The sequence below is a fragment of the Microlunatus kandeliicorticis genome (genome assembly GCF_014137855.1).
Lineage (GTDB): Bacteria > Actinomycetota > Actinomycetes > Propionibacteriales > Propionibacteriaceae > Microlunatus > Microlunatus kandeliicorticis.
On the sequence record NZ_JACGWT010000001.1, the window covers coordinates 606,898 to 629,814 of the forward strand.

Sequence of the window (22,917 nt, forward strand, 5' to 3'; positions counted from 1 at the left end):
GCGGCTCGCGTACGGGTCAGTCGACCGAGTTGCTCAGCTGGTCGAGGGTCGCAACGTCGTCGGCGTCGAGGCTGAAGTCGAGCTCGGCGTTGGCGCGGATCCGCTCCGGCGTGACCGACTTGGGCAGCGGCAGCACGTCCTTCTCGAGGAGGTAGCGCAGCGACAGCTGGGCGACGCTCTTGCCGTACTTCTCGGCGATCCCGGTCAGCCGGTCGTCGTCGAGCAGCTTGCCGGTGGCCAGCGGCGAGTAGCCCTCGACCAGGATGTCGTGCTGCTGGCAGTAGGCGGTCGTCTCGGGCTGGGTGTTGCCGATGAACCACCGGATCTGGTTGACGTGCGGACGGACGTCGGTGCCCGAGGCGAGCGACTCGAGGTCGTCGACGTCGAAGTTGGAGACGCCGATCGATCGCACGCGACCGGCCGCGTGCATCTCCTCGAAGACCTTCCAGACCTCGATGTTGCCCGCGCGGTGGTCGGAGCCCATGTCGCTCCACGGCCACGGCGCGTGGATCAGCCAGAGGTCGATCGGACCGAGGTCGAGGTTGCCGAACGAGGTCTCGAACGCCTCGCGGGCCCCCGCGGCGTCCTTGATCTCCGCCGGGAGCTTGGTGGTCACGTAGATCTCGTCGCGGGCGATCCCGGAGTCGCGGACCGCCCGTCCGACGCTCTTCTCGTTGCCGTAGGCCAGCGCCGAGTCGATGTGGCGGTAGCCGATCTTCAGAGCCTCGGCGGTCGAGTCGTAGGCCTCGGAGCCCTCGGGGATCTGCCAGGTGCCGAAGCCGACCTTGGGGATCGAGTGGCCGGAGGCGAGCGGGAAGGTGTCGGTGAGCACGGACATGCTCGTGACGCTACCGCCCGCTCTCGGCGGCGATCCGGCGGGGCTGACGTCCGGCGAGCACCAGCAGCAGCTCGCCCGCCATGTCCTCGAAGGGCTCTCCGTTCCCGGTACCCCAGTCGAGGTCGAGGGCCCGGAACCTGAAGCCGGGCAGGCTCACCCCGAACGGGTTCGTCGCCGGGTCGGCCAGGTGGTCGAGGACGATCCGGGTCGCCCGGTCGTCCGCGCTACGGGGCAGGGCGTTGGCCGTGGTCACGTCGAGTCCGTGGATGACGACGTGGCTGAGCGCGCCCATCGGCCCACCCTGGGGCGGCACCCACCCGGCCAGCACGTCGCTGCGCAGGTCGGACAACAGGTCGGTGAACGGCCGCTCGGCGTCGCGGCGGGCGATGGTCTCGGACAGCGCTGCGAAGTCGTAGCCGGCCGCGGCGAGCTCGCGTCCGAAGGCCTGCTCGTCGTAGCGCGCCGGCATGGTCAGGTGGGCGACGACGTGCCGCACCGCCCAGCCGGCGCAGCGGCTCGGCCCGTCGGCGATCGCCGGTGGTGCAGCGGCGAGAGTGTCGGCCAGCGCGGCGTACTGCGGGCCGAGCAGGGTGGTGAGGTCATCGGTGATCATGGTCGGCTCCCCGGGTTCGGGTCGGTGCTGCGGGACGGATGGAGGTCGTGCTGCGGCGGGGCCAGAGTGGCGGTGTAGGCGACGCTCCGGTCGAGCGCGGTCCGCCACCCGGCCCGGGCCTGCGGCGAACGCCGTGCCGGCGGCAGCCCGTACTGGGTGGTGATCACCTCGGTGGTGCCGTCGCCGCGGTCGGTCAGGACGATCTCGGTGACCACCGCCGAGTCCGTCTCGCGCCAGCGGAGCAGCCCTGGCCGCTCGACGTCCAGGTAGACGGCGCGCATGGTGTGCTGTTGCCCGTTTGCGTCGTTGATCATGGTCGTCTCGAACCGACCGCCGACCCGGAGCTCGACCACGATCCGGTCGGCGGGGGTGTGGGTGCCGACCGGCCCCCAGAAGTGCTGCAGGTGCTCGGGTTCGGTGAGTGCGGCGAAGACCAGCTCGCGCGGAGCCCGGTGGATCGTCGTCACGGTGAAGAGCTCGTCCTCGGTCGGCTCGGGCCGGGCGCCGCTCACCGCTGCTCCTCCTGGATCTCGGCAAGATGTCCGGCCAGCCGCTCGTGGCGGTCGAGCCACTCGCGGCGTCGGTCGCCGACCCAGGCCAGCACCTCCTCGAGCCGTTCGACCTCCAGGTGCGCGGGCCGGGCCTGCGCCTGCCGGCCGCGGCTGACCAGCCCGGCGTCCTCCAGCACCCGCAGGTGCCGCGACACCGCTTGCTGGGTCATCGGCAGCGGTTCGGCCAGCTGGGTGACGCTGGCGTCGCCGGTCGCGAGCCGCGTCACCAGCTCTACCCGGGTCGGGTCGCCCAGCGCGGCGAACACCCGGGCCAGCATCGTCGGTGTTTGCACAACCGAATAGTTGTGCAAGGAGGAGGTTGTCGTCAAGCCTTCGGCGGACCTGAGACCTCGGCCGTCAGCCCGCCGCTTCTGGCCGATCCCTTATCCGGGCCCTGCGACGCTCGCGGTCGCGTCCGCGCGGACGCGCCGCACCCGCCGACCGTCCTCGGAGGCCACCATGATCACCAACGACACCCTGCCCCGCCCACGTCCCTCGGGCGTCCGGGCGCTGCTCGTGCGTCCGCTCGCGGTCAAGGTGCCGGCGGTGACGGCGGTGTTCTGGCTGGTCAAGGTGCTCACCACCGGGATGGGGGAGGCCGCCTCGGACTACCTCGGCTCGGTCAGCCTGGTGCTCGGCGGGGCGGTCGGGGTGCTCGGGCTCGCGCTGGCCCTCGGCCTTCAGCTCCGGGCCCGGAGCTTCCACCCGGCGCGCTACTGGTTCGCGGTGGCCATGGTCGCGGTGTTCGGGACGATGGCCGCCGACGTGCTCCACGCGATCGTCGGCGTCCCCTACCTGTGGTCGTCGCTGTTCTGGGCGGCTGCGGTCGCCGCGCTCTTCCTGGTCTGGCGCCGGGTCGAGGGCACGGTCTCGATCCACAGCATCACCACCACCCGGCGCGAGCTCTTCTACTGGTGCACCGTGCTGGCCACCTTCGCGCTCGGCACCGCCGCCGGCGACCTGACGGCGATCGCCCTCGGCTGGGGCTTCCTCACCTCCGCGGTCGTCTTCGGCCTCGCGCTGCTCGTTCCCCTGCTCGCCTGGCGGCTCGGCGCCAGCCCGCTGGTGACCTTCTGGACCGCCTACGTGCTCACCCGACCCTTCGGTGCCTCGGTCGCCGACTGGCTCGGCAAGCCGGTCGCCGCCGGCGGGCTCGGCTGGGGCGACGGGCCGGTCGCGCTCGGCGGCTGCCTGGCCATCGCGGCGCTGGTCGCGCTGCTGGCGCGCCGGGTCCCGACCCCGGAGGTCGCCGTCCGCGGCTAAGAGGGGACCCAGAGTTCACCGACCGGGTCCGTGGGATCGGCCGACGCCGCCTACCGTGGCGTCATGACGGCGCTCCTCGGTCTCGCCCCGGTCGCGCAGCTGGTGCCCCTGCTGCTGCCGAGCTGGCTCGACCCCGAGGTGATCATCAAGGCGTTCGGGCCCTACGCGCTCTGGGGCGTCGCGTTCATCATCTTCGCCGAGTGCGGGCTGTTCGCGGTGCTGCCCGGCGACTCGCTGCTCTTCACGGTCGGGATCTTCACCGGCATCGGCACGATCGACCACTCGATGGTCTTCGTCTGTGCGGTGCTCACGGTCTGCGCGATCGCCGGCAACGCCTGCGGGTACGCCATCGGCCGGGCCGTCGGGCCACCGCTGTTCAAGCCGCGGCGCGGTCTGGCCGGCAAGATCTTCAACCCCACCTACGTGGAGAAGACCCGGCTCTTCTACGACCGCTACGGCAACCGGGCGCTGATCCTGGCCCGGTTCGTCCCGATCATCCGCACCTTCGTGACCTTCAGCGCGGGCGTCACCCGGATGCCGTTCCGACGGTTCATCCTCTACACCGGCATCGGTGGCCTGATCTGGGCGCCCGGCGTCACCGTGCTCGGCTACTTCCTCGGCAACGTCACCTTCATCCGCACCCACATCGACGCGGTGCTGGTGCTGATCGTGGTCGTCTCGCTGATCCCGATGGGCATCGAGTACCTGATGTCGCGCCGGCACCGTCCGGCCGGCCCGGCCCCCGCGGACGAGCCGTCGCCGCCGGAGGCCGAGCTGTCGCGCGACCCCCGGTGAGCGGCTTCCTCACCTCCCCCCTCGCCCCGGTCCTAGCGGCGCTGCTCGCCGCCGTCGGCTCGATCGTCTTCGGGCTCGCCGCCGTCCGGCAGCACGGCGCCGTCCAGGACGCCACCGCGGACGAACGGGCCGGGCGCCGGCACTGGTGGCGCCAGGTCACCGCGGTGCTGCGCGACCGCTCCTGGCTGGTCGGGGCCGCTCAGGCCACCGCCGGCGGCGGTCTGCACGTCGTCGCCCTGGCGCTCGCGCCGATCACGCTCGTCCAGCCCATCGGTGTGCTCGCGGTGCCCACCACCGTGATCGCCGCCGCTGCCCGTCAGCACCGCCGCCCACCCCGCAGCCAGCTGATCGGGATGGTGCTCGCGGTGGCGGGGATCGTCGTGGTCACCGTCGTCCTGCTGCTGCCCGGCAGCACCCGCCCGCTCGTCCCGGCGGCCGGTGCGGTCGCGCTCGCGGTCGCGGTGCTGGTGGTGCCCAGCCTGCTCGTCCTGCTGCTGGCCCGCCGGTTGCCCCCGCTGGCCCGGACGCTGGCGCTCGCCGTGGCCGCGGCGGCGCTGTTCGGGCTGAACTCGGTGATGATCAGGATCGGCACCGCCCTGCTGGCCGATCACACGTTCGCCGCCCGCTGGCCGACCACCGTGCTCGCCGTCGTCGGCCTGGTGGTCGGACTGCCGCTCGGACTGCTGTGCATGCAGGCCGCGTACCGCTCCGGGTCGGCCCACGCGGTGATCTGCTGCCTCACCCTGTTCGACCCGGTGTCCGCGGTCACCGGCGGACGGCTGCTGCTTCACGACGGCGGCGGCCTGGCCGGCTGGATCGTCGCCGCGGCGGCCGTCGGCGCGGTGCTCACCGTGGTCGGGGTGCTGGTGCTGTCCCGCGAGTACCCGGTCGAGGTGGGGCGCTAGGTCGCGCCCTTCGACAGGCTCAGGGTCCGTCGACAGGTTCAGGGTCCGTCGACAGGCTCAGGGCACGTCGACCGGCTCAGGGCACGTCGACCGGCTCAGAACGCGTCTCACTCGGGCTAGGCGGCGGGGACGGTCACCGTGCGCACCACCACGTGGCCGGACCGGGCCGCCGTCGGCCAGGACCCGACCAGCCGACGGGTGGTCGGGTCGAACGGGTGGTTGGACGGCTGGTCGAAGCGGCTGAGCACCACCCGGGTGCCGCCGGCCAGGTAGTCCCGCACGGTGGCCTGCCAGAGCTCGTTGCGGCGCCGCGCGATGGTCGGTCCCGCCGGGTGCCGGTCGTAGGAGTACCCGCCCAGGTCGACGACCAACGGGCACCCGCGAGTCAGGTTGCGGCTCAGAACGTCCAGCTCGACGAGGTTGACCGGGTCGTCGGTGGTCACGCACCCCGGCGCACCGGCCACCGTGGGACGCAGGGTGGCCGCGGGGAACGCGGTGCCGAACCGGACGCCCGCCAGCGGGACCGCGGTCAGGGCCACCAGCGCCAGCGCCGCCCCGCCGAGCAAACGGCGGGTCGGCGCCGACGCAGCGAGCCGGCTCCGGACGAGCTCGGCGAGGGTCCGAGCCGCCGACCCGGCGACCAGCGCGGCGGTCGCGGCAACGAAGCCGGCGTAGTGGGTGAACCACACCGGGGTGGCCAGCAGCAGAGCGCCCATCCCGAGGTGCAGCACGGCGAACAGGCGGCCGCGGGAGTCCAGCAGAGCCACGAGCACCAGCGTCGCCCAGCCGACCGCGGCCAGCCCGGCGACCACGGTGGACAGTGCGCCGGCATGGACGTCGCCAACCCCGGTGAGCGCCGCCACCCGCGAGACCAGCTGCCAGTGCGCGGAGCTGCGTCCGAGCTGGTCGGCGACCACCAGCCGGGCCATCGCCGTCGGCGCCGCGACGAAGAACGGCCCGAGCAGGACGACCGACCCGAGACCGGCGCCCGCGGCGTACCAGCCGGCCGCCCGGCGACCCCGGCTGATCGCCAGCCACCCGCCCACCAGGGCCAGCGGGACGACACCCCAGATCTTGAACGCCGGCGACCAGGCCAGCACCGCCCCGACGGCCAGCCAGCGCGCCGCGGAGACGCGAGCGGTCGCCGCCCTCGCCTCGCCGAGGCCCGGGACCAGCAGCAGGGCGACGAGCAGCACCGTGTTCGCCGGCGCCTCGAGCAGGGTCAGGTGCTCGCTGTAGACCGCCGGGTAGAACACCGCGTACGCCAAGCCGCCGACCGCGGCGGCGAACCGCCCCTGCCGCCGCAGCAGCCGGACGACCAGCGCGCAGTTCAGCACGCCGAGCAGCATCCAGCCGACCCGGGCGGTGGCGAGCGCATCGGCGTCGGAGATCACCCAGGTCAGCGCCGCGAACGGACTGAGCGCGAGCAGGATGCCCGGCGGGTGGAGCAACAGGAAGTCCCGGTAGGGCAGTCGACCGTGCACCAGCCCGACCGCACCGGCGAAGTAGACGCCGTCGTCGTAGTTGCCGTAGCCGAACAGACCACCGCCGCGGAGCGTCGGCAGCAGTCGGGCGAGCAGGGCGACCACCAGCACCACCGGTGTCTCCCAGTGGTGGCGGAGCGACCTGCCGGACAGCACCGGGCGCGCGAGTGGAACGGACGGGGAAGACACCCGGCGAGGGTGGCGCGGCTGGTTCAGAGCTTTCTGTGAAGGCCGTCGGCGGGTGGCTCCGGGTGGCGTCCGCCCCCCCCCCGTGATCACCTCAGGGGTTCCTTAACCGGGCTGTCGACACTCGAGGAGACGGCGCAGCACGGTGGACGACCGGTGACGCGCGCGTGACGATCGGGGGTCGGAATGGTGGGAAGCGGGTCGTCGGCTCGCCGGCCCGAGCGGACCCGACGCAGGCTGGTGTCCGGGAGAAGGATCGCCTGGTCGGCCTGGATCGAGTCGATCATGATCACGCTCGGTCTGGTGATCATGGTCCGGACGGTGGCCCGGGACCGGGAGATCCGTCGGGTCGTGACGACAGGAGATCGGTGATGCGGATCGCGATGATCACCGAGACCTGGCGTCCCGGGATCGACGGCGTGGTCACCCGGCTCGAGCACACCGTGCGCGAGCTGATCACCCGTGGCCACCAGGTCGCCGTCTGGGCCCCCAGCACCGACCCCTCGCTCGCGGTGCGGCAGCACCGGACGGCCGGGGTGGTCTTCCCTTTCGTGGACCGCCACCGGCGCTGGGGCGTCCCGGACCCCGGCCTGGCCGCCGCGGTGCGGGCCTGGGCCCCGGACGTCGTGCACCTGGTCAACCCGGTGATGCAGGGCAGCGCGGCGCTGCTCGGGCTGGCCGGCCGGGTGCCGGTGGTGTCGAGCCTGCACACCGACCTGACCGCCTACGCCACCCGCTATCACCTCGGCTTCACGCGTCCGGCGCTGCGCGCGATCAACCGGGCCACCTACCGCCGGGCGGACGTCCGGTTGGCCACGTCCGGGTTCGGCGCCGCGTTGCTCGACCGGATCGGTGCCGGCCCGGTGGAGTTGTGGCCCGCCGCCGTCGACCCTCGGTTCGGCCAGGCCCGCGCTGCCCGGGGCGCCGCCCCGGCCGGCGACCCGTCGGTGCTCCGGCTGCTCGCCGTCGGTCGGCTCGCGCCGGAGAAAGACTGGGACGCGCTGGTCCCGCTGCTCCGGACCGGGCGGCTGGACGGCCGGGCGCTGTGCCTCGACGTGGTCGGTGACGGGCCCGAACGGCGTCGGCTCGAACAGGCCTTCGCGGGCACCCGGACACACTTCCGCGGCGTGCTGCGGGGCGACGACCTGGTCGCCGCCTACCGGGACGCCGACGTGCTGCTCACCGCCTCCACCACCGAGACCGTCGGCCTCACCCTGCTCGAGGCTGTCGCCGCCGGGCTGCCGGTGGTGGCCGTCGACGGGCCGCAGGTGCGGGCGACCATGGCCGGCCATCCCCGCCTCGGGCTGGTCGCCGCGGACCGGCGGCGTCACGACCGGGCCTGGGTCGACGCCCTCCGGGTCGCCCTCGGCCGCGCGGCGCTGCCGGACGGCGCGCCGCCGACCTGGGCCGAGGCCACCGGGGTGCTGCTCGACCACTACGCGACCGCGGCCGAGGCGTTCGGCCGCCGGACGCTCGGCGCCGAGTGGCGTCCACCCGCACAGCCGCTGACCCGGGTCCCGGGGTGAGGCTCGCGCAGGTCGCGACCCCGGGGGCCCCGCGGGTGGACGATGGGGGCGTGCCCAGCCACCCGGCGCACCCGTATGCGAGCGCCGCCGCAGACACCGCCGCAGACACCGCCGCAGACATCGCCCCGGACTCCGCCGAGGCCGCCACCCCGTCACCGCTCACCCCTGCCGCGGCGGCCGGGACCGGGGCGCGCCCGACTCCCCGGCTGCGGCACGGCATCCGCCTCCGGCTGGTGCTGGTGGCCGTCGCGGTCGTGCTGCTCGCCCTGGTGGCCGGTGGCGGCCTGTTGCTGGTGCTGCTGCAGACCAGCCTGCGGTCCTCGGTCTCGGCCGCCGCGATGGCCCGCGCCGCCGAGGTCAGTGCGGACGTCACCACCTCCGGGGTCTCCGGGGCGGTCGCCGGGCTGCGTCCGGGCTCGCGGGACGGCCAGGTCGTCCAGCTGCTCGACCCGTCCGGACGGGTGCTCGGGTCATCCAGCGCCGTCCTGGCCGGGCAGCCGATGAGCCAGCAGCGCCCGGCCGACGGCGTCGCGGTGAGCCAGCAGCGCGACCTCGACGACCTCGGCACGCCCGGCGAGTGGCTGGTCGTCTCGCGCGGCGTCAGCGCGGACGGACGGCTGTACACCGTTCAGGTCGGGGTGCCCTTCGAGTTCCAGCGGCAGGCCGTCCGGACGGTGGCGCTGTTCCTGCTCGCGGCGGCCCCGGTGCTGTTGCTGGGTGTGGCCGTCGCGGTCTGGTTGCTGGTGGGTCGCACCCTGCGGCCGGTGGAGGAGATCCGCCGGACGGTGGCCGGCATCCGCGCCCGCCGCCTCGGTGACCGGGTGCCGGTGCCCCCGGTGCACGACGAGATCGCCGCCCTGGCCACCACCATGAACGACATGCTGGGTCGGCTCGAGCGCGCGGACGCGGCACAGCGCGCCTTCCTCTCCGACGCCGGGCACGAGCTGCGGAGCCCGCTCGCGGGACTGAGCGCGACCCTCGACCTGGCCGCGGGCGCGGACGACCGCACCCGACGCGAGCTGGTCCCGGTGATGGTCTCCGAGGTCGACCGGATGAGTGCCCTGGTGGCCGATCTGATGACCCTCGCCCGGGGGGACGACCGCACCCTGGTCACCCAGCGGGTCGACGTCGACCTGGACGACGTCGTGCTCGCCGAGGTCCAGCGGCTCCGGCTGACCAGCCGCCACCGGGTCGTGCTGCAGGTCTCGCCGGCCCGGGTCGTCGGGGACGCCCGCCGGCTCAGCCAGGTGGTCCGCAACCTGCTCGACAACGCCGACCGGCACGCCCGGACGACGATCCGGGTGGAGCTGGCTCCAGGTCCGGAGGCGTGCGTGCTGCGGGTGGACAACGACGGGCCGGTCGTCCCGGCCGCTGACCGCGAGCGCATCTTCGACCGCTTCGTCCGGCTCGAGGACGCCCGCAGTCGCGAGGACGGCGGGCACGGGCTGGGGCTGGCCATCAGCCGCCAGATCGCCGAGGCCCACGCGGGACGGATCGTGGCCACCGTCGGCCCGGCGGGCGAGTGCCGGTTCGAGCTGACCCTGCCCGCGCGCGAGGTCGGGGAGGCGTCGTGAGGACGCTGCTGGTCGAGGACGAGCGCGTGCTCGGCACCTCGCTCTCCGAGGGGCTGACCGGGCTCGGGTTCGTCGTCGACTGGGTCCGCGACGGCGGCACCGGGCTGCTGGCCGCCACCGGGAACCGCTACGACGTGATCGTGCTCGACATCATGCTGCCGCGGCTCAACGGCTACAAGATCGTCGAGACGCTGCGGCAGCGCGGCGACACCACCCCGGTGCTGATGCTGTCGGCCAAGGACGGCGAGTACGACCAGACCGACGCCTTCGAGCTCGGGGCCGACGACTACCTGGTCAAGCCGATCAAGCTCACCGTGCTCGCCGCCCATTTGCGGGCGCTGGTGCGCCGCGGGGCGCCGCCACGGGAGCCCGAGCTGACGGTCGGGACGCTCCGGCTCGACCCGCGCTCGAAGCAGGTCCGCCGCGGGGACCAGGAGATCGTCCTGACCCCGCGCGAGTTCGAGCTGCTGCAGTTCCTGATGCACAACAGCGGCCAGGTGCTGTCGAAGGCGGCCATCCTCACCGCGGTGTGGGACTCGGTCTTCGAGCTGAGCAACAACGTGGTGGAGGTCTACGTCGGCTACCTCCGGAACAAGATCGACGTGCCGTTCGGGGTGCGGACCGTGCAGAACGTCCGGGGGATGGGCTACCGGATCGTCAGCGACCGATGAGCGGTCGACGTCCCGTGCCGCTGAACGCGTGCTGTGAGGACGCCCGGCCCCCGGCGTCGACGTCGGTGCCGTCGTGTGTTTCGCTCGCCGGGTGATCCCCCTGCGCCGGACGGCCGGGCTGGTGCTGGCCGCCGCCGTGTCCGTGACGATGGTCGCCTGCTCCTCGAGCCCCTCGACGGTGCCCGACCGCGGCTCCGCCCCGACCCCGGGGTCGGCCGGCAGCGCGACCGCGGCCACCACCGAGAACGCGGCGCTCCGCCAGGTCCGGGTGGAGGTCCCGGCCGGGCTCCGAGCCGCTCCCTTCGACGTCGCCCGGACGGTGCGGTTGCCGGCCGGCTGGAGGATGTCGGTGTGGGCGCGGGTCGACGGCGCGCGGCTCGCGGTCTGGACGCCCGACCGGCGGCTGCTGGTCTCGAGGCCCGGGCACGGGGACGTGGTGGTGCTCACGCCGCGCGGCGACCGGACGCCGAGCCAGGCGACGCTGGTCCGCGGGCTCCGCAAGCCGCACGGGATGGCGTTCGCCGGGTCGACGCTCTACGTGGCCGAGTCCGACCGGATCGACGCCTACCGGTACCGCGACGGCAGGGCCAGCGATCGCCGGTTGGTCGTCTCCGGGTTGCCCGACGCCAGCCTGCCCGGGCTCGGCGGACGCTACGCGCACGCACTCAAGTCGGTGGTGGTCGGGCACGACGGGTCGCTCTACTTCTCCATCGGCAGCAGCGGCAACCTGGTTCCCGCCGACCGCACCGCGCGCCCCGAGCGGGCGACGATCATGCGCTGGTCGCCGAAGACCCGGAAGCTGACCGTCTTCGCCCGCGGTGTCCGCAACGGCACCGGACTGGCCCTCGACCCCGACGGCGCGCTGTGGACCGCGGTCAACAACCGCGACCAGATGCCCTACCCGTTGCACCGCGACTGGGACGGCGACGGCCGCGACGACTACGGCAAGGTCATCCAGTCCTACGTCAACGACCACCCGCTCGAACCGGTCGCCAAGCTGACCGCCGGCCGCGACCTCGGCTGGCCGTTCTGCGACCCCGACCCGAGCCAGCCCACCGACGTCCCCGGCGCCGTGCTGCGCTACGCGGACCGTCCGTTCGTCGACGACCCGCAGACCAACCCCGACGGTCGCCGGCTCGACTGCGCCCGGCTGCCACGGATCGAGCAGGGTCTGCCGGCCCACTCCGCCCCGCTGCAGATGATCTTCACCACGCTGCCGCAGCCCTACGGCACCGGCGCGCTGATCGCGGCCCACGGCTCCTGGAACCGCACGCCGCCGCGACCGAGCCAGGTCTGGTTCCTGCCCTGGTCGAAGGGCCGGCTCGGGAACGCGATCCCGCTGATCACCGGTTTCCAGCTGCCCGACGGCAGCCGCTGGGGCCGATTGGTCGGGCTGGCCGTCGGCCCGGACCGCGCGCTCTACGTCACCGACGACAGCGCGGGCGCGGTCTACCGGGTCACCCTCGGCTGACCGCTCCTGAGTCTCCGCTGAGCAGAGCCGGGTCGGCGCCCTCGTCGGCAACCGCGCACCGCGGTGATCACGAACAGACGTTCACCGAGCGAGCCCGCCCCACCCCCGGACAGGACCCACGATGACCGACACCCAGCAGAGCACCACCGCCGCCGCCCCGGCGGCCGTCCGTCCACGCAGCACCCTGTTCAGCGCCCTGATCGGGCTCGCCGCGCTCGCCGTGCTGCTGCAGGGCCTGTGGGCGGGTCTGTTCATCCACGAGGGCCGGAAGTACGACGACTCCTGGGTCGAGGTGCACGCCCGCGGGGCCGACGTGGCCATCGCGCTCGCGCTGGTCGCCACCATCGTGGCGATCGTCAAGCTCCGCTCGCGGCTGGACATCCTGGTCGGCAGCATCGCCTTCACCGTGCTGCTGGTGCTCGAGGCGTTCCTCGGCGGGCTGATCGGCGACTCCCCGGCCGTGACGGCGGTGCACTTCCCGTTGGCCATGGCGCTGATGGGGCTGGCGGTCTGGTTGCCGCTCCGCGCCACCCGCCGCTGACCGGGGGGTCTCCTCGCCGGAGGCTCAACGTCGTCTTAACCGACCGCGCCACCCTGACCGGGTGGTGCGGACTCGGGGGATCCGGACGGCGTCTGCGCCGTCGCGCCGGCTGGCGCTCGGTGTCGTGGGCATCGTCGTCGCGTCGTTGGTGCTGCCCGTCCTGATCCCCTTCGGTCTCGCGGTCGCGGGTGCCGGCGAGGGGACGTGGTCGGCTCGGGCCGCGGACTGGGTGCGCGACCACGGCGGGGCGGCACTCGTCGACACCGTCGAGAACGCCTGGTACACGCTGCGGGCACCGTCCGACGCGTCGCCGCCGTCGTCCGCGCTGCCCGCGCCCGCCGGGGCGCCGGTGGCCGCCGGCCACGGGCCGGCGACCGTGCTCCCGGTGATCACCGGCCGGCCGACGCTGGCCGGTGAAGCGCGCTGGTATCCCGGGCGTCCGGGACGGGACGGTCGTCCGAGCCTCTACACCGCCTGGTTCCGCCCCGACGCGGCCCACGCCGGCGTGGTGGTCGGGGTGGCGTCGTTGCGCACCGCCTCGCTGCGGTTCCGGTTGTTCACCGGAACCGTCCAGCCGGTGACCGGTGCGGCCGGGCCCCACGCAGTGGATCCGAGCCGGGATCCCGGGCTGGTGGCGATCTTCAACTCGGGCTGGCGGATGGCCGACGTGCACGACGGCTTCTTCCTCGACGGCCGGACCTACCGTCCCCTGGTGCCCGGCCAGGCGTCGGCGGTGATCGACCGCCAGGGCCGGCTGACCGTGGGGTCCTGGGGCCGTGAGGTCGGCCCCGGGCCCGGCGTCGTCGCCGTCCGGCAGAACCTCCGGCTGATCGTCGACGGCGGGACGCTCACCCCCGGGCTCGACGCGAATCCGCACCAGGCCTGGGGGAGCGCCAAGAACCAGTTTGAGTACACCGACCGGTCCGCCCTCGGCGTCGACCGGTCGGGGAACGTGATCTATCTGGCCGGCCGCGGTCTCACCCTGCACACGCTCGCGGTGGCGCTGGTGGACGCCGGGGCGGTGCGCGGGATGGAGCTCGACATCCACAGCGGGCTGCCGATGATGAGCCTGTGGACGCCGGGTCCGCACGGTCCGGTCGGACGCAAGCTGCTGCCGACGATGATCTCCCCGCTTGACCGCTACCTCCGTCCCGAGCAGCGCGACTTCTTCGACGCCACGCTGCGCTGACCGCTCAGGCGGCGCGGCGGAACAGCGTCAGCAGCTCCTCGCCGACCGTCGAGGTGCGCAGCGCCTCCTCGACGGTGGACGGCCGACTCATCAGGTCGGTCCAGCCCTCGAGGTCGACCGGGCCGTCGGTCAGGTCGCGGAAGCTCATCGACCAGTCCGGGAACAGCCGATCGGGACGCTCGTCGGCCCACAACGGGACCACGTCATGGTGCCGGGGATCCACGCTGATCGTCGCGTAGAGCGAGCGCACGGTCTCCTCCTCACCCTCGAGCAGCTGGATGATCCGGCCGTCCCGGTAGAGCAGCATCCCGGTGACGCCGGCCGCCCGGTTGTTGGCCAGGCTCTGGCCGAGGATGCCCTCGAGGGTGCTGCGGGTGAACGGTCCGGTGGCGGCGCTGCTGTAGACCAGGGCGAAGGGCACGGGCGTGAGCCTAGAGGCGGCTCCGCCGCCGTCGTCCCAGGGGCCGCGGGCCGGCTGACGGGCGTTTCGATCACGGAGCTCAGTCGCGCGCGAGCGACCGCGTCAGCGCGTCGAGCGAGGGCCACGGGGGTCCCTGCCGCAGCGTCCGGACGAAGGTGTGGGCCCACCGCTCACGGTCGGGGAACGCGTCGCCGCGCTGCCAGCGCCACGCGGCGACGACGGCCAGCACCAGCTGACGGCAGTGGGCGAGCAACGACGGGTCGAGCCCGGGGTAGTGCGCGCAGGCGGCGTCCGGCACGTGGGCCAGGTCGAAGGCGACCGGGCCGACGCAGAGCGTCTCGAAGTCGATGAACCGTGGCCCGTCCGCGGTGCGGAGCACGTTGCCGCGGTGCGGTTCGCCGTGCAGCAGCTGCTCGGGGGCGCCGCGCTGCTCGACCGCAGCGCGCAGCCGGGCCATCCGTCCGGCCAGGAACGTCCGGTCGTCGTCGGTCAGCGCGGGGGACTCTGCCGGGCTCTCGATGACCGTCAGGGCCTCGCCCACCCGGTCGGTCCACCGTGGGACGGGCAGGGCGAGCGTCCGCATCCCCGCGTGCAGCCGGGCGAGCGCGTCGGCGTAGGCGGACGGCGTGAGCTCCGGAGCGGCCGGCGGGTAGTAGACCCACAGGGTCACCGCGAACCCGTCGTGGGTCCGGACCACCGGGTCGAGGTCCGGCAGCACGTCCCCCACCGGGCAGCCGGCGTCGCGGAGCGCGAGCGCGCGGTCGAGCTCGAGAGCGGTGCCGTGGCCGGCGGCCTCGCCGACCCGGGCCAGCACCTCGCACGGCGTGAGCCGCAGGGCCACCTTGTTCGAGTCGTGCAGCACGACCGCATCGTCGGCGGACAGCCCCACCGACCGGGCCACCGCGAGGGCGGCCCCGGTCGCGCGGGCGAGGTCGGCAGGGCGCACACCGCGACCCTAGGGCGTCCGAGTCTGGTCGGTCGCTGAGCAACGGGTGAGCAGACGCTGAGAGGGACGGCTCCCGTCGCTCCGCTGTCACCTCGCGGTCACCTGTCGTCACCGTCCGTTGGGCCACCGGGTCGACGTTCGGCTCGGCCATCGGGGCCGTCCACCCGGGCCAGGAGAGACCATGATCAGGATCCGCCGGCCGCGCCGGTCCCGCACGCTGCTCGCCACCCTCGGCGCCCCCGCCCTCGCCGTCGCGATGATCGGTAGCGGTCTCGCGGCCGCACCGGCCGACGGCGCCGCCACGTCGCACGCGCGGCCCGACCGGCAGCGTCACGTGCTGCTGCTCTCGGTCGACGGCCTGCACAGCTCCGACCTGCGCTGGTACGTCCGGGAGCACCCCGGTTCCGCGCTGGCCCAGCTGGTGCGGGGCGGGACCACCTACAGCGACGCGCGGACCACCTTCCCCTCGGACTCGTTCCCCGGCATGGTCGGTCAGGTCACCGGCGGCACCCCGGGGGTCACCGGGATCTACTACGACGACACCTGGAACCGGGCGCTGCTCCCCGCGGGCACCACCCACTGCGCCGGCGCGACGCGGGGCACCGAGGTCGACCTGACCGAGGACCTCGACCGCGACAAGACCCGGCTCGACGCCGGTCAGGGCCTGAGCGGCCTGCCCGGCTCGATCCTGTCGATGACCGGCCACCCGCTGTCGGTGATCGACCGGGCCAAGCTGCCGGTCGACCCGCGCACCTGCCGTCCGGTGCTGCCGAGCTCCTACCTGCGGGTCAACACCGTCTTCGACGTCGCCCACCACGCCGGCCTGCGGACCGCCTGGTCGGACAAGCACCCGGCCTACCAGATCCTCAACGGCCCGGACCCGCGGGCGATCGACGACGAGTTCACGCCGGAGATCAACAGTGCGGCGACCGGGTACGCGGCCGGCGACGACTGGACCACCGACAACGCCGCCACCCAGCAGTACGACGGCTACAAGGTGCGCGCGGTGCTCAACGAGATCGCGGGGTACGACCACGCCGGCCGGCGCCGGGTCGGCGAGCCCGCCGTTTTCGGGATGAACTTCCAGGCCGTCTCGACGGCGCAGAAGCTGCCGTCCTCGGACGGGCTCACCGGCGGCTACCTGCCGGGCACCCGCACCCCCGGACCGCTCCTCCGCCGGGCGCTCGACTTCGTCGACGCCAGCGTCGGCGCGATGGAGACCGCGCTGGCCGCCCGCGGCCACGCGGGGGACACCACGGTGATCCTGTCCTCCAAGCACGGTCAGTCCCCGGTCGATCCGCGGGCCCTGACCCGGATCGACGACGGGGCGATCATCGACGCCATCGACCACGGCTGGGCGGCGAGCCACCCCGGCGCCAAGCCGCTGGTCGCCTTCGCGGTGGACGACGACGTGATGCTGCTCTGGCTCTCCGACCGTTCGCCGGCCGCCCTCGACTACGTCCGCGGCTACCTGCTCGGGCACAGCGCCACCGGGAACACCGTGACCGGGGCGTCGCGGACCCTGAGCTCCTCGGGGCTGCGGGCGGTCGACGCGGGCGCGGCGGCGGCGCGGCTGTTCGGGGTCAGCGTGGGCGAGAGCCGGCACCCCGACGTCGTCGGTCTGGTCCAGCACGGCGTGGTCTACACGGGCAAGAAGTCCAAGATCGCCGAGCACGGTGGCGACGCGGGCGACGACCGCGACGTCGCTCTGGTGGTCGCCGGTCCGGGTGCTCCCCGCGGGGTGACGGTCCGGCGCGCGGTCTCGACCACCCAGATCGCGCCGACGATCCTGCGGCTGCTCGGCCTGCGGACCACGGCCCTGCAGGCGGTCCGGGTCGAGCACACCGCGGTGCTGCCCCGGATCTGAGCTCCGTTCCGGCGCGACCGCGGTCCGGTCGCGCCGGAATCGGTCACGCCGGTGCGCGTGCGGGAACTCGTTCTGGTGGGATGTCGAGAACCGAGCGTCGGCCTCGTCCCCTGATCGAGAGCGACCCGCACCCGCCACGGAGGTCAGATCATGGAGCCCAGCCGCATCACCGAGATCCTGCGCGACCCGGTCACACGGGACCTCACCGACCGGCAGCCGATCGGGCAGATCGCCTACGCCGCCGCGGACGGCAGCCCCCGCGTCGTCCCGCTCGGCTACCTGCTCCGCGAGGACCGGTTCGTGTTCTTCACCGTTCCCGGCTCGGACAAGGTCGCGGCCTTGCGTCGGGATCCGCGGATCGCCCTCAGCGTCGACACCTATCCGCCGCCGTGCTGCCTGCTGGTCCGCGGTACCGCCGAGCTCCGCGAGGAACCCGGCGTGCCCGAGGAGTACCTCGAAGCGTCCTACCGGACGATGCCGGCCGAGCAGCACGCCGGCTTCGCCGCCCAGGTCCGCTCGCTCTACGACTCGATGGTCCGCATCACCGTCACCCCGACCTGGGTGCGGCTGAACGACTTCCAGCGCACCGCCCCGCGCGCGGTCGAGCGGCTCGTCGCCGCCAAGCGCGCCGGCGGCGCAGCGGTGTGAGTGGTCGCCGCGCTCGTTGATGGTGCAGACCGTCGGGTTCGGCCCTGTAGACCCTGCCGGACCCGACGGTGCGGGACCCGCTCAGCGCTGCGGGTGGATGATCGCCTTGACCGAGTCGGGCACGGCGCTGCCCAGGGTCAACGCCCGCTCGGTCTCGGCCAGCCCGAAGTGGTGGGTGATCAACGGCTCGACGTCCACCCGCCCGGAGGCGATCAGCGCGATGGCCAGCGGCCAGGTGTTCCGGTAGCGGTTGACCAGGCTGATGGTCAGCTCGTTGACGTTGAGCTGGGAGAGCGGCAGTGCGATCGCCTCCTCCTTGGACATCCCGATCATCGCCGCGCGCCCCGCCGGCCGGAGCCGACGGATGCCGCCGGCGAGCGCGCCCTTCGCGCCCGAGCACTCGAGCAGCACGTCGAACGCCTCGGTGCTCGGTTCGTCGGCCCGCTCGGTGGCGAAGCCGAGCCGGCGGGCCAGGTCGAGCCGGAACTCGGACACGTCGGTCACCGTCACCGCGATCGCGCCGAGCGCCCGGGCGGCCGAGGCGGCGAGCAGCCCCACCGGTCCGGCCCCGGTGACCAGCACCTCGTCACCCGGCTGCAGCCCCGCCCGTCGGCAACCCCAGAGGCCGACCGAGAGCGGCTCGCACATCGCTCCCTGCTCGTAGGACATGGCCTCGGGCAGCGGGAACAGGTTGCGGGCGTCGATGGTCAGCTGCTCGAGCAGCGCACCGTCGTAGGGCGGGGTGGCCAGGAAGACCAGGTCGGGACACAGGTGGTAGCGGCCGGCGAAGCACTCCCGGCAGTTGCGGCAGGGCGTGCCGGGTTCGATCGCCACCCGGTCCCCGACCTGCACGGTGGTCACCTCGGCCCCCACCGCGACGACCTGACCGGCGGCCTCGTGGCCGAGGACCAGCGGTCCGCTGACCACGTAGTCACCGATCCGGCCGACCTTGTAGTAGGCGGTGTCGGAGCCGCAGACCCCCACCGCCTCGACCCGCACCACCGCCTGGTGCGGCTCGGGGGCCGGGTCGGGACGGTCCTGGATCTCGATCCGGCACGGTTCGGGCATGACGGCGGCACGGTTGGACATCGGCGTTCTCCTGAGCGTCGGGACGGGCTGCAGACGGTAACGGACGCGGCCCTCAGGCGCGGCCGTGGCTGGCGCGGCTCCGCCGGGCCAGGGAGTCGATGCCGACGGCCACCGCGAGCACCACGCCGGTGATCACGAAGCGCCAGGACGACTCGAGGTTGAGCAGCGTCAGCCCGCTGGCGATGGCACCGATGACGAGGGTGCCGAGCAGGGCCGAGAACGCGCTGCCGCGACCACCGAACAGGCTCGTCCCGCCGATCACCGCGGCCGCGATCGCGTTGAGGTTGACGTCGCCGGTGCCGCTGCTGAGGTTGGCCGAGGCCAGCCGGCCGGCCGAGAGCAGGCCGCCGACGCAGGCCAGCAGGGCGGTGAGCACGAAGGCGCTCCAGTAGATGCCGTTGACGTTGATGCCGGAGCGGCGGGCGGCCTCACGGTTGCCGCCGACGGCGAGCAGCGAGCGGCCCCACTTCGTCCGGGTGATCGCGTAGTTCGCGACCAGCACCATGACCAGGAAGGTGATCACCATCCAGCCGACGCCCCGGGCCTGGTTGAGGTACCAGAAGGCGAACTCGAGGGCGAGCAACAGCAGGACGGTGCCGACGACCAACAGGCTGAGCGGCGTGGTGGACAGGTTCGCCCGGGCCCGCCGACGGCGGCGGTCGAGCCGGGAGAGCAGGAAGCCGAGGGCGAAGACGGCGGCCAGCGCGTACGACACCGGTGCGGGCAGGAAGGCGAGCTGGGCGAACTGGACCAGTCCCGAGTCGTAGGGCAGGTTGATCGAGCCCTGGCTGCCGAGGATGGCCAGCTGGAGGCCGAGGAAGGCGAGCAGCCCGGCCAGCGAGGCGACGAAGCTCGGCATCCCGAACTTGGTCAGCAGGACCCCGTAGAGCAGCCCGATCGCGCAGGCCACCAGGCAGGCGATCAGCACGGCCAGCCCGAGGTTGACGCCGTGGCGGACGAAGAGCACGGCCATGATCGCGGCGGAGAAGCCGCTGAGCGACCCCACCGAGAGGTCGATCTCGCCGACCAGCAGCACGAACACGATGCCCAGCGAGATCACGCCGACCGCGGCCGAGTCGAGGGCGAGGTTGACCAGGTTGGCGCTGGACAGGAACACCGGGTTGAGGATCTGGAAGATCACCGCGATGATCACCAGCCCGATGATCACCGGCAGGAAGCCGAGATCACCGTCGCGGATGTTGCGGATCGACGAGCGGACCAGGCCGCGGGCCCCGGCGTCGCCGGTGAGCCGTTCGTCGGTCCGGTCGAGTGCCGGCTGGGTCGTCTGGGTGGTCATCGGTGGTCCTCCGCTCCGGTGATGGCTCCGACCAGGGTCTGGGTGGTCACGGTCCGGGCGTCGAAGACGCCGTTGTTGCGACCCAGGCGGAGCACCACGACCCGGTCGGCGACCTGGCGGACGTCCTCCATGTTGTGACTGATGACGACGACGCCGAGCCCGCGCTCGCTGACCCGCCGGATCATGGCGAGCACCTCGGCGGTCTGGGCCACGCCGAGCGCCGCGGTGGGCTCGTCGAGCATGATCAGCCGCGGGTCACCCAGCAGCGAGCGGGCGATGGCCACGGTCTGGCGTTGCCCGCCGGACAGCGAGGCGATGGGGATCCGGACGGTCGGGATCTTGGCCGAGAGCGAGCGCAGCAGCTCCCAGGACCGGACCTCCATGGTGGTCTCGTCGAGCGCGAGCGGCGACAGCTCGCGGCCGAGGAACAGGTTGTCGACCACCGACAGGTTCTCGCAGAGCGCGAGGTCCTGGAACACCGTGGCGATGCCGAGGTCGATGGCGTCGGAGGGCCCGCCGAGGGTCACCGGCCGGCCGTCGAACAGGAACGTCCCCGAGCTCGGCTGGTGCACCCCGGCGAGCACCTTGACCAGGGTGGACTTGCCGGCGCCGTTGTCGCCGACCAGCGCGACCACCTCACCGGCGTGCACCTCGAGGTCGATGTCGGTGAGCGCCTGGACGGCACCGAAGCTCTTGCTCACCCCGCGCAGCGAGAGCAGCGGCTCCCCGGTCGCGGACGGCGCGCCGCTCGCCCCGGGCACGACGCTGGTGCTCACTGGATGCCCAGCTTCGAGCAGGCGGCCTGGTACTCGGCGGTGCAGAGGTCGGAGGCCGGGGTGATGTTCTTGTCGACGATCTCGGCCTTGAGGTTCTGCTGCGTGATCAGGGTCGGGGTGAACAGCCGGGTCGGGGAGCCGAAGACGTCGCCGGTGGACTGCGGGGTCTTGTTGTTCAACAGGTCGACCGCGGCCTCGGCGGCGGCGCCGCCGACGATCTCGCTCGGCTTGCTGATGGTGTTGTACTGGTCGCCGGCGATGATCAGCTGCAGACCGGCGACGGTCGCGTCGTTGCCGCTGACCGGCGGCACCTTGACCCCGGCCGACTTGAAGGCGGCGATGGTCCCGCCGGCGGTGCCGTCGTTGGCCGCGACGACGCCCACGATCTTGTTCGCGCCGAAGCGGGAGATCTGTCCGGCGACCCACTTCTGCGCGTTCTCGGGCTGCCAGTCGATCGTGTCGTACTCGGCGAGCACCGGGACGCCGCTGTTGTCGACCGCGCTGTGCACACCCTTCTTGATCAAGCCGGCGGCCGCGTCGGTGGGGGAGCCGTTGACCAGCAGCAACCCGCCGCCGCTGGGGATCGGGCTCTGCTTGACCTTCTTCACCAGCGACTCGCCGATGGTCTTGCCGATCCCCTCGTTGTCGAAGGAGACGTAGAAGTCGACCTTGACGCTGGGGATCGGCCGGTCGTAGGCGATGACTTTGACGCCCTGGCTCTGCGCGGTCTTGACCAGCGACGCGGCGGCCGCCGAGTCGACCGGGTCGAGCACGATCACCTTGGCGCCCTGGGCGAGCGCCGAGTTGAACTGCTGCTGCTGCTTGTCGGCGTCGGCGTCCGCGTTGTTGTAGAGCGGCTTGCAGTCGGCGCACAGCTCCTTGAGCTTCTTCTCGAAGCCCGGGCGGTCGTGCAGCTCGTACCGGGTGGAGGCGGTGTCGGGCATCAGGAAGGCGACAGTCGCGCCGGCCGATCCGCCGGAGGACTGCCCGCTGCTGTTGCCCTGGGAGGCGTTGGTGGTGCAGGCGGCGAGACCGACCACGGCCAGCGTGCTCGCGAGCATCGCACCCAGCTTCTTCGACGGCGTTGTCATGGGGATCCTCCAGTCAGCGGTGACGGCCCGGGAATGACTCGTGTCAAACCCGAGTGGAAGCGAAAGTAGTGGCATGCTTTGGCTCGTGTCAAGGGATTCGCGCGACCCCGTGCGCCGGGTCAGCAGGGGCGACGTGGCCGACCGCGCCGGGGTGTCGCACGGGACGGTCTCGCACGTGCTGAACCACCCGGAGCGGGTGCGGCCGGAGACCCGGGCCCGGGTCGAGGCCGCCATCGCCGAGCTCGGCTTCGTCCGCGACGAGGCGGCCCGGCACCTGCGGGCGGGCTATTCGACGACCATCGGGCTGATGCTGCTCGACGCCTGGAACCCGAGCTTCCTGGACATCGCCCGTGGGGTGGAGGAGAGGATCGGCGACGGACCGTGGACCGTGCTGATGAGCAACAGCGCGCGCGACACCCGCCGCGAGCAGCGCTATCTGACCGAGTACGCCTCGCGCCGGGTGGCCGGGCTGATCGTGATCCCCAACGACCAGGTGCACGCCGAGTCACGCTTGCCGCTGCGGCTGGACGTGCCGACGGTCGTGGTCGACCGCGCGGAGCAGGGACCCGCGACGATGTCGGTGGCCGTCGACGACCGGCTCGGCGGCCGGCTGCTCGCCGAGCACCTGCTCGCGCTCGGCCACCGGCGGATCGCCTTCGTCGGCGACCCGGAGTCGGCGATCCCGGTGCAGGCCCGGTTCACCGGGTTCACCGATGCGCTCGCCGCGGCCCCCGACGCCGACCTCGAGACCGTGCCCGCGCCGCTGACCGTCGAGGCCGGTCTCGAGGTGGGGCGCGCGTTGGCCGAGCGGCGGCCGACCGCCCGACCGACCGTCGTGGCCACGGCGGTCGATCTGTTGGCCTTCGGGGTGCTGCAGAGCCTGCTGTCCGCCGGCATCCGGGTCCCCGAGGACCTCTCGCTCACCGGCTACGACGACATCTCCTTCACCGCGCAGCTGTCGGTGCCGCTGACCGCGGTCGCCCGCCCGCACCTGCGGATGGGCGTCGACGCCGCCGACCTGCTGCTCCGTTCGCTGGGCGGCGAGGAACCGGACCCTCGTCACCTGGTCCGGGCCCCCGAGCTGAAGATCAGGGCCTCGACCGCTCCGCCGCGACGACCGCGGTCAGCCTGACCGTCGGGTTCGGCCCGGTAGGCCCTGTCGAAGTCGACGATCG

General features: G+C 73.2%; 24 protein-coding genes. 13 read left to right on the forward strand and 11 right to left on the reverse strand.

What is annotated here, in order from left to right; all coding sequences use genetic code 11:
• Positions 1-16 precede the first annotated feature (16 nt).
• Genes FHX74_RS02670 through FHX74_RS02685 form a run of 4 tightly spaced genes read right to left on the reverse strand, consistent with a single transcriptional unit; the run spans position 17 to position 2,295 of the window.
• Positions 17-838 (reverse strand): aldo/keto reductase, encoded by an 822-nt coding sequence (locus tag FHX74_RS02670; protein ID WP_182558514.1) that lies wholly within the window; start codon positions 836-838, stop codon positions 17-19.
• Between the two features lie 10 nt (positions 839-848).
• Positions 849-1,451 (reverse strand): maleylpyruvate isomerase family mycothiol-dependent enzyme, encoded by a 603-nt coding sequence (locus FHX74_RS02675; RefSeq protein ID WP_182558515.1) that lies wholly within the window; start codon positions 1,449-1,451, stop codon positions 849-851.
• Positions 1,448-1,963 carry an SRPBCC family protein gene (locus FHX74_RS02680; protein WP_182558516.1) on the reverse strand — a complete coding sequence of 172 codons (516 nt, stop codon included), beginning with the start codon at positions 1,961-1,963 and terminating at the stop codon, positions 1,448-1,450. The genes FHX74_RS02675 and FHX74_RS02680 overlap by 4 nt, the downstream gene beginning before the upstream one ends.
• Positions 1,960-2,295 carry an ArsR/SmtB family transcription factor gene (locus FHX74_RS02685; protein ID WP_328823580.1) on the reverse strand — a complete coding sequence of 112 codons (336 nt, stop codon included), beginning with the start codon at positions 2,293-2,295 and terminating at the stop codon, positions 1,960-1,962. The genes FHX74_RS02680 and FHX74_RS02685 overlap by 4 nt, the downstream gene beginning before the upstream one ends.
• Before the next feature lie 166 nt (positions 2,296-2,461).
• Here FHX74_RS02685 and FHX74_RS02690 point away from each other — a divergent pair, with 166 nt between their 5' ends.
• The 3 genes from FHX74_RS02690 (at position 2,462) to FHX74_RS02700 (ending at position 4,965) form a co-directional block, all read left to right on the forward strand.
• Positions 2,462-3,265 carry a COG4705 family protein gene (locus FHX74_RS02690; RefSeq protein WP_182558517.1) on the forward strand — a complete coding sequence of 268 codons (804 nt, stop codon included), beginning with the start codon at positions 2,462-2,464 and terminating at the stop codon, positions 3,263-3,265.
• Between the two features lie 63 nt (positions 3,266-3,328).
• Positions 3,329-4,060 (forward strand): DedA family protein, encoded by a 732-nt coding sequence (locus tag FHX74_RS02695; RefSeq protein WP_182558518.1) that lies wholly within the window; start codon positions 3,329-3,331, stop codon positions 4,058-4,060.
• A complete protein-coding gene (locus FHX74_RS02700; RefSeq protein ID WP_182558519.1) occupies positions 4,057-4,965 on the forward strand; it encodes a DMT family transporter in 909 nt (302 codons plus the stop codon). The genes FHX74_RS02695 and FHX74_RS02700 overlap by 4 nt, the downstream gene beginning before the upstream one ends.
• Before the next feature lie 116 nt (positions 4,966-5,081).
• On the opposite strand, the gene FHX74_RS02705 is transcribed toward FHX74_RS02700, so the two are convergent.
• Entirely contained in the window at positions 5,082-6,605 is a 1,524-nt protein-coding gene (locus FHX74_RS02705; protein WP_182558520.1) for a hypothetical protein, read from the reverse strand.
• 270 nt (positions 6,606-6,875) lie between these two features.
• Between FHX74_RS02705 and FHX74_RS20630 the strand changes: the two genes are divergently transcribed.
• The 7 genes from FHX74_RS20630 to FHX74_RS20895 all read left to right on the forward strand — a co-directional run bounded on the left by FHX74_RS20630 (position 6,876) and on the right by FHX74_RS20895 (position 13,607).
• Entirely contained in the window at positions 6,876-7,007 is a 132-nt protein-coding gene (locus tag FHX74_RS20630) for a hypothetical protein (protein WP_268925839.1), read from the forward strand.
• Positions 7,007-8,161, forward strand: a complete 1,155-nt coding sequence (locus FHX74_RS02710; protein ID WP_182558521.1) for a glycosyltransferase — start codon at positions 7,007-7,009, stop codon at positions 8,159-8,161. Before FHX74_RS20630 ends, FHX74_RS02710 begins: the two co-directional genes overlap by 1 nt.
• 50 nt (positions 8,162-8,211) lie before the next feature.
• Entirely contained in the window at positions 8,212-9,735 is a 1,524-nt protein-coding gene (locus FHX74_RS02715) for a sensor histidine kinase (protein ID WP_182558522.1), read from the forward strand.
• Positions 9,732-10,406, forward strand: coding sequence for a response regulator transcription factor (locus FHX74_RS02720; RefSeq protein WP_182558523.1), 675 nt, complete (start codon positions 9,732-9,734; stop codon positions 10,404-10,406). Before FHX74_RS02715 ends, FHX74_RS02720 begins: the two co-directional genes overlap by 4 nt.
• A 91-nt stretch (positions 10,407-10,497) precedes the next feature.
• Complete coding sequence (locus tag FHX74_RS02725; RefSeq protein ID WP_220483395.1) at positions 10,498-11,877, forward strand: PQQ-dependent sugar dehydrogenase; 1,380 nt, start codon at positions 10,498-10,500, stop codon at positions 11,875-11,877.
• A 121-nt stretch (positions 11,878-11,998) separates the two neighbouring features.
• Positions 11,999-12,418: a COX15/CtaA family protein gene (locus FHX74_RS02730; protein WP_182558524.1), complete on the forward strand. Its 420-nt coding sequence runs from the start codon at positions 11,999-12,001 to the stop codon at positions 12,416-12,418.
• 61 nt (positions 12,419-12,479) lie between these two features.
• On the forward strand, positions 12,480-13,607 hold the full coding sequence (locus FHX74_RS20895; RefSeq protein WP_182558525.1) for a phosphodiester glycosidase family protein: 1,128 nt from the start codon (positions 12,480-12,482) through the stop codon (positions 13,605-13,607).
• Between the two features lie 4 nt (positions 13,608-13,611).
• On the opposite strand, the gene FHX74_RS02740 is transcribed toward FHX74_RS20895, so the two are convergent.
• Both FHX74_RS02740 and FHX74_RS02745 read right to left on the reverse strand, forming a co-directional pair.
• Positions 13,612-14,028, reverse strand: coding sequence for a BLUF domain-containing protein (locus tag FHX74_RS02740; RefSeq protein WP_182558526.1), 417 nt, complete (start codon positions 14,026-14,028; stop codon positions 13,612-13,614).
• Between the two features lie 79 nt (positions 14,029-14,107).
• Positions 14,108-14,974, reverse strand: coding sequence for a phosphotransferase (locus FHX74_RS02745; protein WP_182558527.1), 867 nt, complete (start codon positions 14,972-14,974; stop codon positions 14,108-14,110).
• A 181-nt stretch (positions 14,975-15,155) separates the two neighbouring features.
• On the opposite strand from FHX74_RS02745, the gene FHX74_RS02750 reads away from it, so the two are divergent.
• On the forward strand, positions 15,156-16,841 hold the full coding sequence (locus FHX74_RS02750; RefSeq protein WP_220483396.1) for an alkaline phosphatase family protein: 1,686 nt from the start codon (positions 15,156-15,158) through the stop codon (positions 16,839-16,841).
• Positions 16,842-16,991: 150 nt separating this feature from the next.
• Positions 16,992-17,489, forward strand: coding sequence for a pyridoxamine 5'-phosphate oxidase family protein (locus FHX74_RS02755; RefSeq protein WP_182558528.1), 498 nt, complete (start codon positions 16,992-16,994; stop codon positions 17,487-17,489).
• An 81-nt stretch (positions 17,490-17,570) separates the two neighbouring features.
• Here the strand turns inward: FHX74_RS02755 and FHX74_RS02760 are convergent, their stop codons facing one another.
• Genes FHX74_RS02760 through FHX74_RS02775 form a run of 4 tightly spaced genes read right to left on the reverse strand, consistent with a single transcriptional unit; the run spans position 17,571 to position 21,742 of the window.
• The gene (locus FHX74_RS02760; protein ID WP_182558529.1) at positions 17,571-18,578 is read right to left on the reverse strand and encodes an NAD(P)-dependent alcohol dehydrogenase; all 1,008 of its coding nucleotides are present in this window, start codon (positions 18,576-18,578) and stop codon (positions 17,571-17,573) included.
• A 52-nt stretch (positions 18,579-18,630) separates the two neighbouring features.
• A complete protein-coding gene (locus FHX74_RS02765; RefSeq protein ID WP_182558530.1) occupies positions 18,631-19,875 on the reverse strand; it encodes a sugar ABC transporter permease in 1,245 nt (414 codons plus the stop codon).
• Positions 19,872-20,651, reverse strand: coding sequence for an ATP-binding cassette domain-containing protein (locus FHX74_RS02770; RefSeq protein ID WP_328823581.1), 780 nt, complete (start codon positions 20,649-20,651; stop codon positions 19,872-19,874). Before FHX74_RS02770 ends, FHX74_RS02765 begins: the two co-directional genes overlap by 4 nt.
• Positions 20,648-21,742, reverse strand: coding sequence for an ABC transporter substrate-binding protein (locus FHX74_RS02775; RefSeq protein WP_235970084.1), 1,095 nt, complete (start codon positions 21,740-21,742; stop codon positions 20,648-20,650). The genes FHX74_RS02770 and FHX74_RS02775 overlap by 4 nt, the downstream gene beginning before the upstream one ends.
• Before the next feature lie 133 nt (positions 21,743-21,875).
• Between FHX74_RS02775 and FHX74_RS02780 the strand changes: the two genes are divergently transcribed.
• On the forward strand, positions 21,876-22,874 hold the full coding sequence (locus FHX74_RS02780) for a LacI family DNA-binding transcriptional regulator (RefSeq protein WP_182558531.1): 999 nt from the start codon (positions 21,876-21,878) through the stop codon (positions 22,872-22,874).
• Positions 22,875-22,917 lie beyond the last annotated feature (43 nt).

Bases quoted from the DNA above. Each gene is read 5' to 3' on its own strand.
- FHX74_RS02670 (WP_182558514.1), bottom strand. From the start codon at position 838: ATGTCCGTGCTCACCGACACCTTCCCGCTCGCCTCCGGCCACTCGATC.
- FHX74_RS02675 (WP_182558515.1), bottom strand. From the start codon at position 1,451: ATGATCACCGATGACCTCACCACCCTGCTCGGCCCGCAGTACGCCGCG.
- FHX74_RS02690 (WP_182558517.1), top strand. From the start codon at position 2,462: ATGATCACCAACGACACCCTGCCCCGCCCACGTCCCTCGGGCGTCCGG.
- FHX74_RS02695 (WP_182558518.1), top strand. From the start codon at position 3,329: ATGACGGCGCTCCTCGGTCTCGCCCCGGTCGCGCAGCTGGTGCCCCTG.
- FHX74_RS02710 (WP_182558521.1), top strand. From the start codon at position 7,007: ATGCGGATCGCGATGATCACCGAGACCTGGCGTCCCGGGATCGACGGC.
- FHX74_RS02730 (WP_182558524.1), top strand. From the start codon at position 11,999: ATGACCGACACCCAGCAGAGCACCACCGCCGCCGCCCCGGCGGCCGTC.
- FHX74_RS02750 (WP_220483396.1), top strand. From the start codon at position 15,156: ATGATCAGGATCCGCCGGCCGCGCCGGTCCCGCACGCTGCTCGCCACC.
- FHX74_RS02755 (WP_182558528.1), top strand. From the start codon at position 16,992: ATGGAGCCCAGCCGCATCACCGAGATCCTGCGCGACCCGGTCACACGG.
- FHX74_RS02760 (WP_182558529.1), bottom strand. From the start codon at position 18,578: ATGTCCAACCGTGCCGCCGTCATGCCCGAACCGTGCCGGATCGAGATC.
- FHX74_RS02765 (WP_182558530.1), bottom strand. From the start codon at position 19,875: ATGACCACCCAGACGACCCAGCCGGCACTCGACCGGACCGACGAACGG.
- FHX74_RS02775 (WP_235970084.1), bottom strand. From the start codon at position 21,742: ATGACAACGCCGTCGAAGAAGCTGGGTGCGATGCTCGCGAGCACGCTG.